Source organism: Alteromonas infernus (assembly GCF_902705815.1).
In genome coordinates, this window is sequence record NZ_CACSIG010000041.1 from 18,827 (window position 1) to 33,215 (window position 14,389).

Consider the following 14,389-nt stretch of genomic DNA (forward strand, 5'->3'; position numbering starts at 1 on the left):
CATGTCAGATTCTCGCTTTTCTTCTACGATAATTGACGACCAACATAGTGACCGCTCTACCATCTACCACGTTGATGGCGTTAAGCATTTAAAACTCATTCCAGGCACCTTGACCCTAGACCAGCTAAGAGAAGTGTATCGAAGCCCTATACAGTTATCTTTAGATGAATCGGCAATACCTGCAATTAATGCGGCAGAACAGGCGGTACTTAACGTTATAAAAGAAAATCGCACGGTTTATGGCATAAATACCGGGTTTGGTCTGTTGGCTAACACACGTATAAACGTGGACGAACTGGAATTATTACAGCGCAGCATAGTGTTGTCGCACGCTGCGGGTACCGGTGATTTCATGCAAGAAGATACGGTACGCCTACTAATGCTGTTAAAAATAAACTCACTGGCTCGGGGTTATTCAGGTATCAGGTTAAGTGTTATTAACGCATTGATTAACCTGTTTAACGCGCAGGTGTACCCGGCTATACCTGAGAAAGGCTCGGTTGGTGCCAGTGGAGACTTAGCACCGCTAGCCCATATGAGCGTTGTGCTTTTAGGCGAGGGGGAAGCCTTTCACAAAGGTAAGCGAATTAGCGCAACTGAGGCTCTCAATATTGCTGGGTTGGCACCTATTGCCCTTGCGCCAAAAGAAGGCTTGGCACTTTTAAACGGCACGCAGGCGTCGACAGCTTTCGCACTTCAGGGGTTGTTTTATACAGAAAATGCGCTCTACAGTGCCATCGGTATCGGTGCGCTAACGGTAGAGGCCGCGTTAGGTTCACGCGTACCATTTGATGCGCGCATCCATGAAGTACGCGGCCATAAAAGCCAAAGCGATGTAGCCGAGGCATTTAGACGCTTGCTTGCTAGTTCAGAGATTGGTCGTTCTCATCAAGGCTGTGAAAAAGTACAAGACCCTTATTCCCTGCGCTGTCAGCCTCAGGTCATGGGTGCGAGCTTACAGCAAATGCGATACGCTCAAGAGATTTTAGTTGTAGAGGCAAATGGGGTAAGTGATAACCCATTGGTTTTTGTTGATAGCATCGACCAAACTGCAGGCCATATTTTATCTGGTGGGAACTTCCATGCAGAGACGGTAGCAATGGCAGCGGATATGTTAGCTATCGCTCTTTCTGAAATTGGTGCGTTATCTGAGCGAAGAATGTCGTTGATGATTGATACGCACCTAAGCGGGTTACCTCCATTTTTAGTTGAAAATGGCGGTGTAAACTCAGGGTTTATGATTGCTCAAGTTACCTGTGCGGCATTGGCTAGTGAAAATAAAACGCTGGCACATCCTGCCTCTATCGATTCACTCCCTACTTCTGCTAATCAAGAAGATCACGTTTCCATGGCGACCTTCGCGGCCAGAAGGCTTCGAGATATTTTTGATAATGTTGCAGGAATACTAGCTATTGAGTGGCTAGCAGCATGCCAAGGGCTCGATTTTCGCAAGCCTCTTAAAACAAGTGAACAGTTGCAAGTATTGATGAACTTATTAAGAGAGCATGTGCCTTTTTATGACAAAGACCGCTACTTTGCCCCCGATATTGAAACGGCGAAACAACTCATAAAGCAGCACCGCCTTATGGATAGTACCCAAATAAACTTGTTAGGCTAAAATGATCAAAGGCGAGAAGCGTCAAGTAACTAGTCTAGTAATTAAAAGTTGAGATCATTAAAAGATTAAGGGTGGGGAAGACATGAAAATAAACGGACGTTCCATTAGCCAGCGTACTAAGGGCAGTGCAGCTAAAGCTGCGGCGCTAGGGTTACTAGTCACATCAGTTTTCGGACTTTGGGGGTGTAGTGACAGTGAAGTGGGTGATGTGTCGCTTGGGCTTTTTACTACGAAAGACATCAAGATTGATGCCCTTCAAGACCCAGTAGTAACAGGCGTTACCTGCCATATCTCAAGTATAGAGGCAAACTTGGACTTGTCAGACCCATCAGATAGTTCAATTGCGTGCAGACAAACAGGGCCAATTACCGCTGAAATGCTTGACGCTATTGATAAATCTGACTCGGGCGAAGTGATTTTTAAAAAGTCGAAGAGTGTGTTTTTTAAAAACATGAAACTTCGTAGAATTTATGACGCGAAAGCGAAAACACTGATTTATTTGTCTTACAGTACCAAAGAAACTTCAGGTAGTTACAAACACAGCCTGTCGACAGTCCCACTGTGGGAGACCTTAGCGTTTAAAAAACCTGCTTAAAAACATTTACTTTGCACTATCGAAAATGCCCTCAAGACCGAGGGCAGTTTTTATGCTGCAAGGTAGCTTCGCTACATTTGGCTATTTAGGCGCTGCATCGCTTTTAGAAAAAGCGGGTATAAACGAGCATCGCGCCCAACGACGTATCATCATCGGTAAGCGGGCTGTCGCTAATACTGTCATCAAAAAAGGTTGCCCCTAGTTCTAGGCGGGTCATGCCATCAAAGAACTGGCGTGTTGATACCGCAAGGCGTACCTCAGTGTTAACTGCACTATCGCCGTTATATTTACTTCGAGTTGCTGTGGCTTCTTCAGGGCGTACACCATAGTAGTAATTAACGTAATTACTATCTTGATAGTTCACGCCAATAGACGGTTCTATCATAAACTGGTCGATTCTAAATAGCTTCCCGACGCGGACTGAGGCCTGATAACCATCGAACTTCCCTAAAATATCAGCATTGGTAGAAAGGGAGTATACCCATCCGCCGGTATTGTAATTAAGCCCTATGCCAGCCGCGTAGCTAAAGTCTCTATCTTCCATGCCTGTAAATACAGCGCTGTCGTCTTCTTCATAACCAGCAAACACAGGGACAAGTTGGGCATCCAATGTAAAACCGTCTTGTTGGAAGAGTTGATAGCCCACAAAAGGCCCGTAAACCCGTAATTTCTCGCCTGTATAGCCAATGATGGGGATAGGCACGATACGGTTATCGAAGTCGGTATAAACATCTTGTGACGCAGCAACGCCAAAGCCCCACATCCAGTCTTGTGGTTGCTGTGAGCCTGATGGCTGTTGTGCAGAAACAGTAGCGGAAAACGCTAGCAAGGTTGATAGGCTTGCTATGCCAAAACACTTTCGTAAAGTCATCAGTAAGTTTCCTTTTTAGTCACAATACAGCCTAAATTACGAGTTCGATCAAAATAACGTGTGCGCTTTACACAAGTTTTTATTCAAAGGTGTAATTTAAAAGCGCTATATCTTTTTGAAAATGCGCGCTTACCAAGTCAACTAATTCGCTGTTGTAGTAACGGCGGTAATCCTCTCTGTTGTCTGCTTTTCGTCGATGGGGGAGCGTAATGTTCGAAAGCTTAAGCTGGCTGCATATGTGCCCAAAATCATGTTCTAGTTGCTCGTAGCGGCCTATAAAGTCGGTAAGTAGGTTTCCACTAAGGTCAACCAAGTATTCTGTTTGAAGTTGAAGCGACGTATCTATGTGGTACTGATATGGGCGCTGTTCATCAAACTTCCACTTCATGAAACTCTCAAAGTCATTATAGCCCTGCATTACAGCAGGACGTTCCCGCTTGATATGATGAAAAGAGCTTACTTGTAGGTCCCATGGATTTCTCACAACAGCAAACTTAAATAGTTGATTGAAATACGTTTCTGGCAGCATCTCTTTCGCCGCAATGATACGAGAGTGGCGTGGGAAGCGACTTGCAATTTTATGGTCGGTAAATTGGCTCATTTTATTGCAAATAAACTGAGCCAGTGCATAACGGTGCCCCCATCGATACCTCGATAGTGCAGCGCGAACGCTGGTGCCACCGGTTTTAGCAATATGTACAAATAAAAATTGCTTACTATGTGATAAAAGCACTGCTTTCCTTAATACATAAAGGTGACGAGCCGGCCTTTGAAAGGGAGCAGGCCTGTTTGTAATAAGAGCAGTATGAAGGGGTTTTGTTACAGTGAGATTTACAACTGTATTTTGAAAATTAAATAGAGAGTAATAGTGTTAAGGTTGTGCTTTTAACAATACAAAAGTGGTCTTTTAGTTTAAAAATGAGTACTTACTTGATGAGCTTTAAAATAAGGAAGTGAAATGAAGTTTGCTACAAAATTAAGCGTATTGTTCACCGTTTTTTTTCTGGCAGCAGGGTGTGTTTCTCAAAGAGGTGTCGGCACTGGCGGTGGTACTTCATCGCAAGAGAATGATAACTCAAACGCCACGGGTATAAGTGGCAATGCTGAGGATCGAGAAGGTCAAATGATGCCGGAAAGTTCAGAGGCAATACGCGCTCCCAAGCAGAAAGTTGGCCTTTTAATAGCTGCTAAAGATTACCCAACGCACACCCATTATGGAACGACAAAGTTTAATAACTTCACAAAAGAGTATCCTTATGATTGGCAGCTTTCCAAAACACTGTTTTCAAGTTTTGAACAGGCGATAGAAAAGAACAGTCGCTTTTCTGTAGTTGATATTTCTTCGAGAGCAAAAGATCCAAATTCACTAGACTTTGTGAAACGAGAAAGCGGAAGTTGGCGTCTTAACCGTGAGCTAATACCACTAAGAAAAGCATTATTAGAGGATAATATTACGTATGTTATTGTTGTGAAAGAAGCCCCGACGGTTGCTATTAAAGAGTGCGGCACTTACGGTTGCTCAGATCATGTTAGTGAAGGTTTCGGTTTGTTTACTCGAAGCTTCTTGGGTACCGACCACTATATCGCATCGGCAAGCTTTGATGTAAGCATTGAACGTTTAGATGAACCCGAAGAGCTTTTGGCCCTGCCGGAATTATCTAAGTATCAGGACGACACGGTGAAAAATACTCGCTTGGAAGCATTTACTGCGCCAGAGAATTTTGATGAGTTAACAGAGCAAGAACTTGCGCCAATAAAAAGCGCTATTGTTAACTATTTCGATGATTTAGCAAAAGAAACAGCAAAATATTTTTCAACAAAATAAGTGCGGTTTACCGTGTCGTCGTAATTAAAAAAGGGCACCTTAGTTAAGTGCCCTTGATAGTTAAACAGCAGTGTTCAGCTTATTTAACACGACGTGTTTTGATCTACGCGCCTTCTCTATGCGCTAAAAACTCTTCGTAGTTGCCATCGAAGTGATTAAGTTTCTTATCCTTAATTTCAATGACTTGCGTAGCCAGTGATGATACGAACTCACGGTCGTGACTTACAAAAATAACGGTGCCGTCGAACTTATAAAGTGCATTATTTAACGCTTCAATCGACTCCATATCCATGTGGTTAGTCGGTTCATCCATTACTAAAACGTTAATATCTTCAAGCATAAGCTTGCCGAATAACAAACGGTTCTTTTCACCCCCTGAACACACCTGAACGCGCTTGTTAAAGTCGTCAGACGTAAACAACAGACGCCCTAACATGCCTTTAATTTGAAGGTCGTCATGCTTAGGGCTGCGCCACTGGCTCATCCACTCGAACATAGTAATATCTTCAGTAAAGTATTTGGCGTTGTCCTGTGGGATATAGCCGATAGCCGCGTTTTCAGCCCATTTATAACTGCCGGCTGTGGGCTCAATATCGTTAACCAAACACTTTAATAGTGTGGTTTTACCTGCCCCGTTTTCACCGATGATCGCTAAGCGCTGACCGGCTTCAAGTAGCAGTTTCGCATCGTCAAATAACGGCAGGTCTGGGTAGCTATGCCCTAGCTTCTCAAGGGTAATGGCTAGTCTGTGAAGCTTTTTGTGTTGCTTGAAAACGATGTAAGGCTTACGACGGCTAGAGGCTTTAACTTCAGCAAGTTCAATCTTTTCAAGGCGACGGGCACGAGAGGTTGCCTGTTTAGCTTTAGATGCGTTTGCCGAGAAGCGGGCAACAAAGCTTTGAAGCTCTTCAATCTCGGCTGATTTTTTTTCGCATTTTCTGCATGAAGCTGCTCTTGAACCAGCATGGCAGCTTGAATGTAGTCGTCGTAGTTACCAGGGTAAATACGTAGTTCACCGTAGTCGATATCAGCCATGTGTGTGCAAACAGAGTTAAGAAAATGTCTGTCATGCGAAATAATAAGCATGGTGGACTTACGTTTATTTAGCTCTTCTGCAAGCCAGCTGATGGTGTAGATGTCCAAGTTGTTGGTAGGTTCATCAAGTAGAAGAATATCCGGTTCAGCGAATAGCGCTTGGGCTAAAAGCACACGCACTTTTTTACCCGGGGCCACTTCTTTCATTAAGCCAAAGTGATAGTTTTCGTCGATGCCTGCAGACGTTAATATTTCCCCAGCACGTGCTTCGGCTGTGTAACCGTCCATTTCAGCAAACTGGGTTTCTAGGTCTGCTACACGCATACCGTCTTCTTCGCTCATTTCAGCTTTACTGTATATGGCGTCGCGCTCTTGCTTTACTTCCCACAATTCACGATCACCCATTATTACCGTATCTACGACGCTGAATTCTTCAAACGCAAACTGATCCTGACTCAAGATACCGAGTTTTGTGCCCGGTGCCATAGAGACGTTACCTGCGGAAGGCGTAAGTTTACCGCTTAAAATTTTCATAAAGGTCGACTTACCACAACCATTTGCGCCAATTAGGCCGTATCGGTTGCCGTTGCCGAATTTTGCGGAAATATTTTCAAATAATGGCTTAGAGCCAAACTGCATGGTGATATTTGCGGTGGTAATCAAAACAGGTATCCAGGGGTAAAACGATGAGAAGAGATATTACTGAGCGAATAATCTGCCCACTAATATTTAAAAGCGGGCGCACTATAAGGAATTGAAGGCTTTATGTCGAGGGAATTTTGAACAGTTTTAGTATTCTACTTTGCTTACGAGAAATTTTGGGCATTTGAAGCTCAATTAAAGAAATAGGTAAAAGAGTCGGTAAATAATTCCTGAGAAGGAAAATATTACTCTACAGCAAATTCCAATACTGATAATTATCAGTGTATTTACTGCAGAACATGCTGTTTTCTGATGTTCTAAATTGCGCTAACCTCTCTTTACATAAGAAAAAATATGTTTACGCTCAATCTTTATCAGCTTTAAAGGTATATGAGTGGCCTCAACTTTGCTTACGTTAAGCATTGAAACCATTGAAACCATTGAAATTAAACTACTTGTTGGGAAAAGCCGAAGTATACACAACTTATCGGCTAACGTTGGTCGACGTTTTATTTAACTATGCGCTACATTTATTAGGTATCGATAGAGAAAAAATAAAATCTCGCATATATAAGAGGGAAACAAAATGAAGCTTTTGAAAACCATTGTTATAAGTTGCTTTTCTGCAACGGTTATTATGTCTGGAAGTGTGCACGCCGAAGCGATAAGTTCTGATAGTGTAATGCAAACCCAAATGGCTCAGTACAATAAGCAGCAGCTTATTGATATGGTTAATCGCTCAGACGTACAAAGCAAGCTGGTTAGCTTAGGCGTTGATAGCAATGACGCAATTGCCAGAATTAACGCTATGACCGACAGCGAAATTGCACAACTGAACGACGAAATCAATCAAGCGCCAGCAGGCGGTATTGTGGGTGCGGTACTTACCGTTTTAGCGGTTATTGCCATTTTAGACCTTGCAGGCGTAACAGATGTTTATCCGTTTATTCGCCCTATAAGCAACTAATGGAATGAATGCCATATTTAAAGGAGCCTGCTTTTTAGCAGGCTTTTCTCTTTTACTTTTACTGACTGGCTGTCAGGCCACACCACAAGCAGACCAACTGCGACAAGCAGGCCTTGCTTCTTTGCCACAGTCGCACACTATTCAATCTGTGCCTTTTATTTCCCAAGAGCAGTTCTACTGCGGGCCTACCACGCTCTCTGAAGTGTTTGGCTATTATGGAAAAAGTGTCTCTCCTTCTGATATAGCGCCTAAGTTATTTATTCCAAATAAAGAGGGTAGCCTTCAGTTAGAAATGGTGAGTGCCACCCGTCAGTACGGCTTTTTGCCGTATACCGAGCGAGGAACGCTCTCTTCTGTGATGCAGTTTGTTAAAGACGATATACCAGTAGTGGTTTTTCAAAACTTATCTATTCAGCTTTTGCCACAATGGCATTATGCCGTCGTGATTGGGTTTGATAGCGAGAAAGGAACCGTGACACTACACACGGGGCTTACGCCAAATCATGAGATGTCGCTAGAACTCTTTGAGCGAACCTGGGGAAGAGGAAATTATTGGTATCTTGCCCCCGTTCCGCCGCGCGTTACCTCATCACAAATGACACCATTCACTTATGTGAGTGCCGCCTATGACATGCTCAAAGTAGGCGATAAGCAGCAAGCATTAGCGTTTTTGGAAACCGCTTCGCAAACATGGCCGGAATATTGGCTAAGCTATTTTCTCATTGCTAATTACTATCTGGAAGAAAACGATAGTCAAGCGATAACATGGTTTGAAAAAGGTTATGATGTAGGCCAGCATCAGCAAGCATATATACACAATTATATCGTTGGGCTAAGACAAAATAACTTGCGCGACCAAGCGAACAAAATTCTTAAACAGGGGCTTAAGCGCTTTCCCGACAACGAGGCTCTTATAAAGCTAAAAGAGTGAAAAATTACGATAAATTTAACGCAATTTTTTTTAATTAACCCGATTTTTCTACTACCCTTTAGTTATTGATTAATAACTAATGTTGGCTATGACTAGGAATTTTAGTAACTCATCGATTAGTTATAAAGACGGTATTATAACAAGCACGCTACACGGAATCTTCAATGAAAGTAGCGCGGAAGAATATAAAGAGCAATTGTTCGAATTAGTGATGGGGTTGAATAAAAAGCCCTTTGCACTTCTTGCTGATATTAGTCAGGTGGAAGGCGCAACACCTGAAGCCTTTGATATAGTAAAGCGCATTATCAATCGACTGCCCGAAATGGGCCTGGTAGCGAAAGCATACGTTTATCATGGGCCAGTTATCCGCGGGATCATTTTTCAAAGGATCCCTGAGCTAAAACGTTTGGATTATTTGTTTTTTACCGATATTGACGAAGCGCGGTTGTGGTTATTGCAAGAATACAAACGTAAATTTCATCCCGTTTAATAACTTTAATACAGTATTAAATCAAAGGTTGCGCCAGGCTAATGTGATAGGTTTTTTATCTGGTTGGAGCAGCTCACTCTAGTAGTTACCCCCTATGCAGGTTGCTCGCTTTATACACGATTCTAATTTGGTCAACGCTATCAAGTGATGGCTCAGCATTTCCGTGAAGATGCGGGCATTGAAGCGAGGCCAGTAGAAGATGACCATGTTATCCCTTCAACAGCGCATCATATTGATAGCATCAGTTTGTAAGTGATATTTACGACGCAAACGTGGGTCAAAACGCTAATGCGACTACAGGTACGGTTACCTTTGAGTTTGACCCCGAAACGGGAAAAGTATTGCCTTTAAGCATCCTTAACTAAAGTGTCTCGCAAGCTGTATAAAGTGCTTTAAAATGCATCGCCTTTTAGAGCCTTGCAGTTTTAAGCGCGAACACACGTTTATTAAGCCCCGTGTCGTATGAACAGCATGTGGCTTTTTTATGCTCGACCACAACGCTATAGCCTTGATATCTACCACTGTACGTTAAACAATTGGTGTAGGTTTTGCGTATTAAATATTCCTTAGAAAATAAAATTGTTAGCATTAATACGCAGGAGCCCCGTCATCCGTGGCCAGTACAAACCTTTTTGAAAATGAGCAGGCAATAGCAATAGCAGCACTTGTGGGTGCTGTTATTGTGCTTTTCATCATTAAACGTCTTATTTTGGTGCGCTTAAAGGCAAAAGCGCGTTCTGAAAAAAGCAGTATGTCTGATATTTATCGGGTACTCGTGCTCTCGTTAAATGCCCCTTTAAATTTACTGATTTGGGTTATTTTTCTTCAACTGGTAAAAAGTATCGTTTCGGTATTTAGCATTGAAGATGAGGTCGCTATAAAGGCACTCGGCATTGTTATTGAAGCAGGGGTAATCATCACTGTATTTCTCTTTTTCGAGCGCTTTGTCAATTACACCCTAAAGCGCTACCGAGACCAATCAACGATAGTTAAAAACACAAGTGCGATAGCGGGTGGTGCGGTACGGGCCGTATTCGGGGTATTAGCCATACTTATTATTTTAAGTACGATGGGGGTTTCGGTTACGCCTATCGTAGCTTCGCTGGGTATCACCTCATTAGCGGTAGCATTAGCACTTCAGCCCACCTTAGAAAACTTCTTTTCAGGTATTCAGTTGGTGATGGATAAGCCTATCCGGATAGGGGATTTCATAGAGTTAGATTCAGGTGAGCAAGGGTTTGTCGAGAAAATTGGCTGGCGCTCTACATGGGTTAGAATGCTGCCCAACAACATCGTCATTATGCCAAACAGTAAATTATCTAACTCAAAGCTTATTAACTATTACTATCCCGAGCGGGAGCTGTCGGTGCCTGTAGATGTGGGAGTACATTACAGTTCAGACCTAGAACACGTTGAAAAAGTCTGCTTAGACGTTGCCAACTGCATATTAGAACAGCACGAGTACGGCGTTGAGACTTATCAACCGTTCGTTATATTTCACACCTTCGACAATTCAAGCATTAATTTAACGGTGATGCTGAGAACCCGAGAGTACTTCAATCGGTTCTTTATAAAAAGCGCGTTTATAAAGATGCTTAAAAAGCGTTTTGACGAAGAGGGTATCGTGATCCCGTTCCCTATTACTGCACTAAATGTTGAGCAAGAAGGGGCGGCGAGTGCGCTTTACAACCAGCGACACCATAGTCAGCCTTCAGAGCAATATCAGGAAAAGCCGCCGCGGCAAACGTAGGCAAGCCTCAATTCGCTAAGCCTTAAATAGGGTTGGTTGGCTAACGCAACCAGGGTTTTGGCATCAAAAAAGCCACGTTACACAACGTGGCTTCACAGTGTTCACAGGTTACAACTGCCGTGTATTAGAACGTGTAGCGCGCCGACACACCTAGTAGGTCAACATCATCAGCGATCACATAGGTCGCACCGAATGAAAACTGCGGCGTAAAGAAGTAGTCTGCGCCAATTTCAAAGGCAGTTTCGTCTTCTTCAATGTCGATATAGCGAATAGCGCCGCGAAGCTCAAACTGCTCAGACAGCATTGAGCGAACACCGGCAGTGATGCCATAGCCGTTGTCGTCCGCGTCACCAGAAATGACGCTAGAATCGAGATCAACATCTACATATTCGTAAGTGACTTCACCAAAAAAGTCTGTATTAGCGGTTAGGCCGTAGCGGTAGCCGATACCCGCAGACACATAGTCTAAATCGATATCACCACCAGATACATCTTCACTTAACTGACCGTAACGACCCGTTAGGTACACATTTTCATTTAGTGCTTTAAAGCCTTGAATTTGAAAGCCCGTTGGCTCGAAATCACCAGCGTCTTCAATATCTGCTTGTACATAACCAGCTTTAACGAAGTCATAAGAAGGCGAAGCTGCGAATGCATTTAAAGAAAGTGCGCCAAAAATACCGGCGATAATGGTACGTTTCATTGTTTCTAATATCCTTTTAACAATAATTACTTCCAACCACTTCGGAAGCATCTCCATAATGGGGATGGTTTTTTTAAAACCAAACGGTGGCTACTAATAAATCGTGTATTCAAAAGCAGCAGCATGGTTAGGGGGAATGATACTTACTCGATTAAAGCCGGCAAAAGGCTATGTCATTACTTTCTAATAAAAACACAGATGACAACGCTACCCATACTCAAAGCTATTGTGGTAACGCTAAATGAAAGTGTAGGCCCCGCTGTAAACAAGGTAACGAAATAAGCGCCCGCTGCGGCCCCCGTTAAGTGAAAAAAGCCCGTTAACGCCGCTAAAAAACCGGCTGAAGTTTTAGAAAACCCAAGCATCATGGTGACGCTGCAAGGCATGGCAATGCCAATAAAAAAGAACGCGATATAGCAATAAATCAATATAGCAATTAACTCAGCATCACCGGTGCCTATCGTTACTAAACAGAACAGCAACGAAAGCCCGAGTATAAAGATGCTAGAGAGCTTGAATTTTTTGATTGTTGCTATGGCAGCGAGACGAATGTTCGTTAAGCTTCCCACCACAAAACAAAGGGTAGCAAAAAGCGAATATATCGAGAACATGGTTTTGCTAAGCCCAAACTGCTGCATAACCATAGAAGGCGCGATAGTAATAAAGCAAAAGACAATGCCGTATAATAGGCCGCTAGCTACCCCTACCGAAACAATATTCACTATTGAGTTTTTGATAAGCGCTAGCGTGTCACTTAATACATTAGCCGAGTTAGGCGACGTATATTGATTAATGGTCGAACCTACTGAAAAAAGCAATAGTAGCGCTATTAATCCCATCATTAGAATAAAGTAAAAAATTGCGCTGACCCCAAAATATCCACCAATTAATGTACCGACAAGTGGTGCTATTGCAGGCGCAATAGCAAAGGCAATATTGGTGATTGAAAGCGAAACGTTAAGCTGCTTTTCATTAAATAATTGCCGGGATAAGCCACGGGAAACTGACACACCCACACCGCCGCCGAGCCCCTGTATAATACGACCAATAAGAAAAGTGGACTCCTTATCGGCAAGGGTGACCATAGCGGTGCCAGCCATAAACACCAAGAGCCCGTATAGCAAAAACGACTGCTTATTTACATAATCGCAGATGAAGCCAGACAGTAACTGTGAAATGGAAAAAGCGATAAGAAAAATCGCTACACTTTTTTCAATAACCCCAACATGACTGCTATACATAATCGCTAAGTCGTAAAAGAAGGGGCTATAAATACTGGTAGAAACCTGGCCTAGAATAGACAGTATGGTGAAGGTGCCAGTCATGGAATAAAAGGCATGGCGCGACATCGGCAACTTCATCTAATAGCAAACCAGTCAGTAAATAAAACAACTATCTATAAATGCTACAGACAGGATATGACAGTTTTAATAACAATGTATTTTGAGACTCAATGTGCTTGTAAGTGACGTACTCGGTGCTCGGAGTTTTTTCTGCCGAAATTATTCATATGCACAACGACCTTAGAGACGAGATGAAATCATTTGAATATGTGGGGATTAATTTCGAAGAGAAAGTGTTCTACGACATCCTACTCGCCTTAGCAGCCAAATACGATTTTAACTACCCAGATGAAAAACTGGTTGAACTAGCCAAGTCTGTGAAAGCCGTTGTAGATGATAAAGCTAAATACACAGATTGGAGCCAACGAGACGATATCAAAGCTGAACTCAAGGTAGATTTAATCATTCTGCTCGCAAAACACGGCTACCCACCAGTAGACCGTGATGAGGTATACAAAGAAATCTTCGAGCAAGCGGAGAACTTTAAAAAGAATAGGGCAAAGCCATGAGCAACAAAACTCGCGTAGATATGATTATCGAAACTTTGCGTGACCATAAAGGCGAAAAGTTAACGGCTCGTGAGGTTGATAAAGCGAAACAAAAGGGGGGAGTATAAATCAGCGACTATCAAAGTTAATAGTTGAAAAGCTATTGTCCTTCGTAAGGTTTTGTAACACTAACCTATACTCTTATTTAATCCGTAATAATGTAGTATACTTTCTAAACAACAAAGGGGGATATATGGATAGCAAGCAAAAAATGTCAGCTAAAAAGATCGCCGCGCCCGTTCAGCCGATGGAGGTGAGAAACTTTACCACCGCAGACGGCTTGACGGTAGAAATGGAGGGGGTGCGTGTATTTGTAGCGCCTAATCGTGACAGCGCGGTAAGGGTGGTAAAGGGCATGCGTACATCAAAGGCGACATTTCACCCGACCGGAAAGCAAAAGATTGATAGTCTTTCTTCGGGTGAAGAGCAGATGCTTGGCGACGCGTCCAATAGTTTGAACGCTACACACGCAAACCTAAACTCAGCCAATGAGTGTATTGAGGCTTTTTTACAACAAGGATGATGAATGTTCAAGGACATTGCAAAACTACTCAAAACAGCTCTAACGATCGAAAAAGACACTGAGCGGCTAAACAAGAATATCGAAGGTCTGGTAAAAGAACTACAAAAGGAACGTGACGCTAGAATAGCTCTAGAGCACCGTATTACCCGACTAGAGGCCAAAGAAGAGGCGTTTAATCAAGCGGCGGCTATTTTGGGACAAGGGGCGCACCGCAATTCACAACCGAATCTACCCCATCACAACGGTGCGTCAGACGACAAAACGTTGCCTAAAGAGTAGCATGAACGGCACTCACTCGCAGCGCTGTTCACTTTCTTCAATGAATGGACTTGATAAGCGTTATCAACAACAATTTGTTGAAAGAATGCTACTGGCTTAAGAATAATTTTCGAAAATCCCACCGCTTCCCCATAGTTTACCCCAATGTAAACGGATTCTAAGATCTTATACTACATATGTGATGACCCATTGCGGATGGGATGGTGTTATCAATCGTGTAAGGTGAATGCTGATCCCCCGTTTATGGGGTAGAGCCGAGANTTGATATC

At 43.0% G+C, this 14,389-nt stretch carries 14 protein-coding genes and 2 pseudogenes; 11 read left to right on the forward strand and 5 right to left on the reverse strand.

Going from position 1 to position 14,389, the window contains the following annotated elements:
* Position 1 precedes the first annotated feature (1 nt).
* Both hutH and ACX5J7_RS10475 read left to right on the forward strand, forming a co-directional pair.
* A complete protein-coding gene (hutH, locus tag ACX5J7_RS10470) occupies positions 2-1,618 on the forward strand; it encodes a histidine ammonia-lyase (RefSeq protein WP_348681817.1) in 1,617 nt (538 codons plus the stop codon).
* Between the two features lie 82 nt (positions 1,619-1,700).
* A complete protein-coding gene (locus ACX5J7_RS10475; protein WP_012517403.1) occupies positions 1,701-2,213 on the forward strand; it encodes a CreA family protein in 513 nt (170 codons plus the stop codon).
* Positions 2,214-2,316: 103 nt separating this feature from the next.
* Here ACX5J7_RS10475 and ACX5J7_RS10480 read toward each other — a convergent pair whose 3' ends face one another.
* Positions 2,317-3,084, reverse strand: a complete 768-nt coding sequence (locus ACX5J7_RS10480) for a MipA/OmpV family protein (protein WP_498707108.1) — start codon at positions 3,082-3,084, stop codon at positions 2,317-2,319.
* Positions 3,085-3,163: 79 nt separating this feature from the next.
* Positions 3,164-3,817: a sulfotransferase family 2 domain-containing protein gene (locus tag ACX5J7_RS10485; protein ID WP_024015796.1), complete on the reverse strand. Its 654-nt coding sequence runs from the start codon at positions 3,815-3,817 to the stop codon at positions 3,164-3,166.
* A gap of 225 nt (positions 3,818-4,042) precedes the next feature.
* Here ACX5J7_RS10485 and ACX5J7_RS10490 point away from each other — a divergent pair, with 225 nt between their 5' ends.
* Positions 4,043-4,909 carry a hypothetical protein gene (locus ACX5J7_RS10490; protein ID WP_348681815.1) on the forward strand — a complete coding sequence of 289 codons (867 nt, stop codon included), beginning with the start codon at positions 4,043-4,045 and terminating at the stop codon, positions 4,907-4,909.
* A gap of 103 nt (positions 4,910-5,012) precedes the next feature.
* Here the strand turns inward: ACX5J7_RS10490 and ACX5J7_RS10495 are convergent.
* Positions 5,013-6,607: pseudogene (locus ACX5J7_RS10495) on the reverse strand (ABC-F family ATPase).
* 373 nt (positions 6,608-6,980) lie between these two features.
* On the opposite strand from ACX5J7_RS10495, the gene ACX5J7_RS10500 reads away from it, so the two are divergent.
* The 5 genes from ACX5J7_RS10500 to ACX5J7_RS10520 all read left to right on the forward strand — a co-directional run bounded on the left by ACX5J7_RS10500 (position 6,981) and on the right by ACX5J7_RS10520 (position 10,724).
* Positions 6,981-7,103, forward strand: coding sequence for a hypothetical protein (locus ACX5J7_RS10500; protein ID WP_485165349.1), 123 nt, complete (start codon positions 6,981-6,983; stop codon positions 7,101-7,103).
* A 69-nt stretch (positions 7,104-7,172) separates the two neighbouring features.
* Complete coding sequence (locus ACX5J7_RS10505) at positions 7,173-7,553, forward strand: PA2779 family protein (protein WP_012517410.1); 381 nt, start codon at positions 7,173-7,175, stop codon at positions 7,551-7,553.
* Between the two features lie 4 nt (positions 7,554-7,557).
* Positions 7,558-8,484: a PA2778 family cysteine peptidase gene (locus ACX5J7_RS10510; RefSeq protein WP_485165350.1), complete on the forward strand. Its 927-nt coding sequence runs from the start codon at positions 7,558-7,560 to the stop codon at positions 8,482-8,484.
* A gap of 88 nt (positions 8,485-8,572) precedes the next feature.
* The gene (locus ACX5J7_RS10515) at positions 8,573-8,974 is read left to right on the forward strand and encodes a hypothetical protein (protein ID WP_278383390.1); all 402 of its coding nucleotides are present in this window, start codon (positions 8,573-8,575) and stop codon (positions 8,972-8,974) included.
* Positions 8,975-9,587: 613 nt separating this feature from the next.
* On the forward strand, positions 9,588-10,724 hold the full coding sequence (locus ACX5J7_RS10520; protein WP_333970511.1) for a mechanosensitive ion channel family protein: 1,137 nt from the start codon (positions 9,588-9,590) through the stop codon (positions 10,722-10,724).
* 124 nt (positions 10,725-10,848) lie between these two features.
* Here the strand turns inward: ACX5J7_RS10520 and ACX5J7_RS10525 are convergent, their stop codons facing one another.
* Both ACX5J7_RS10525 and ACX5J7_RS10530 read right to left on the reverse strand, forming a co-directional pair.
* Complete coding sequence (locus tag ACX5J7_RS10525; RefSeq protein ID WP_012517414.1) at positions 10,849-11,427, reverse strand: outer membrane beta-barrel protein; 579 nt, start codon at positions 11,425-11,427, stop codon at positions 10,849-10,851.
* A gap of 176 nt (positions 11,428-11,603) precedes the next feature.
* Positions 11,604-12,788 (reverse strand): MFS transporter, encoded by a 1,185-nt coding sequence (locus ACX5J7_RS10530; RefSeq protein WP_498707109.1) that lies wholly within the window; start codon positions 12,786-12,788, stop codon positions 11,604-11,606.
* 116 nt (positions 12,789-12,904) lie between these two features.
* Here ACX5J7_RS10530 and ACX5J7_RS10535 point away from each other — a divergent pair.
* From ACX5J7_RS10535 to ACX5J7_RS10545, 3 genes and pseudogenes are all read left to right on the forward strand, one after another.
* Positions 12,905-13,279: pseudogene (locus ACX5J7_RS10535) on the forward strand (type I restriction enzyme endonuclease domain-containing protein); the annotation flags it as partial.
* 232 nt (positions 13,280-13,511) lie between these two features.
* On the forward strand, positions 13,512-13,841 hold the full coding sequence (locus ACX5J7_RS10540; protein WP_024015800.1) for a hypothetical protein: 330 nt from the start codon (positions 13,512-13,514) through the stop codon (positions 13,839-13,841).
* Positions 13,842-13,844: 3 nt separating this feature from the next.
* Positions 13,845-14,120 (forward strand): hypothetical protein, encoded by a 276-nt coding sequence (locus tag ACX5J7_RS10545; RefSeq protein ID WP_278383392.1) that lies wholly within the window; start codon positions 13,845-13,847, stop codon positions 14,118-14,120.
* The last annotated feature ends 269 nt before the right edge of the window (positions 14,121-14,389 follow it).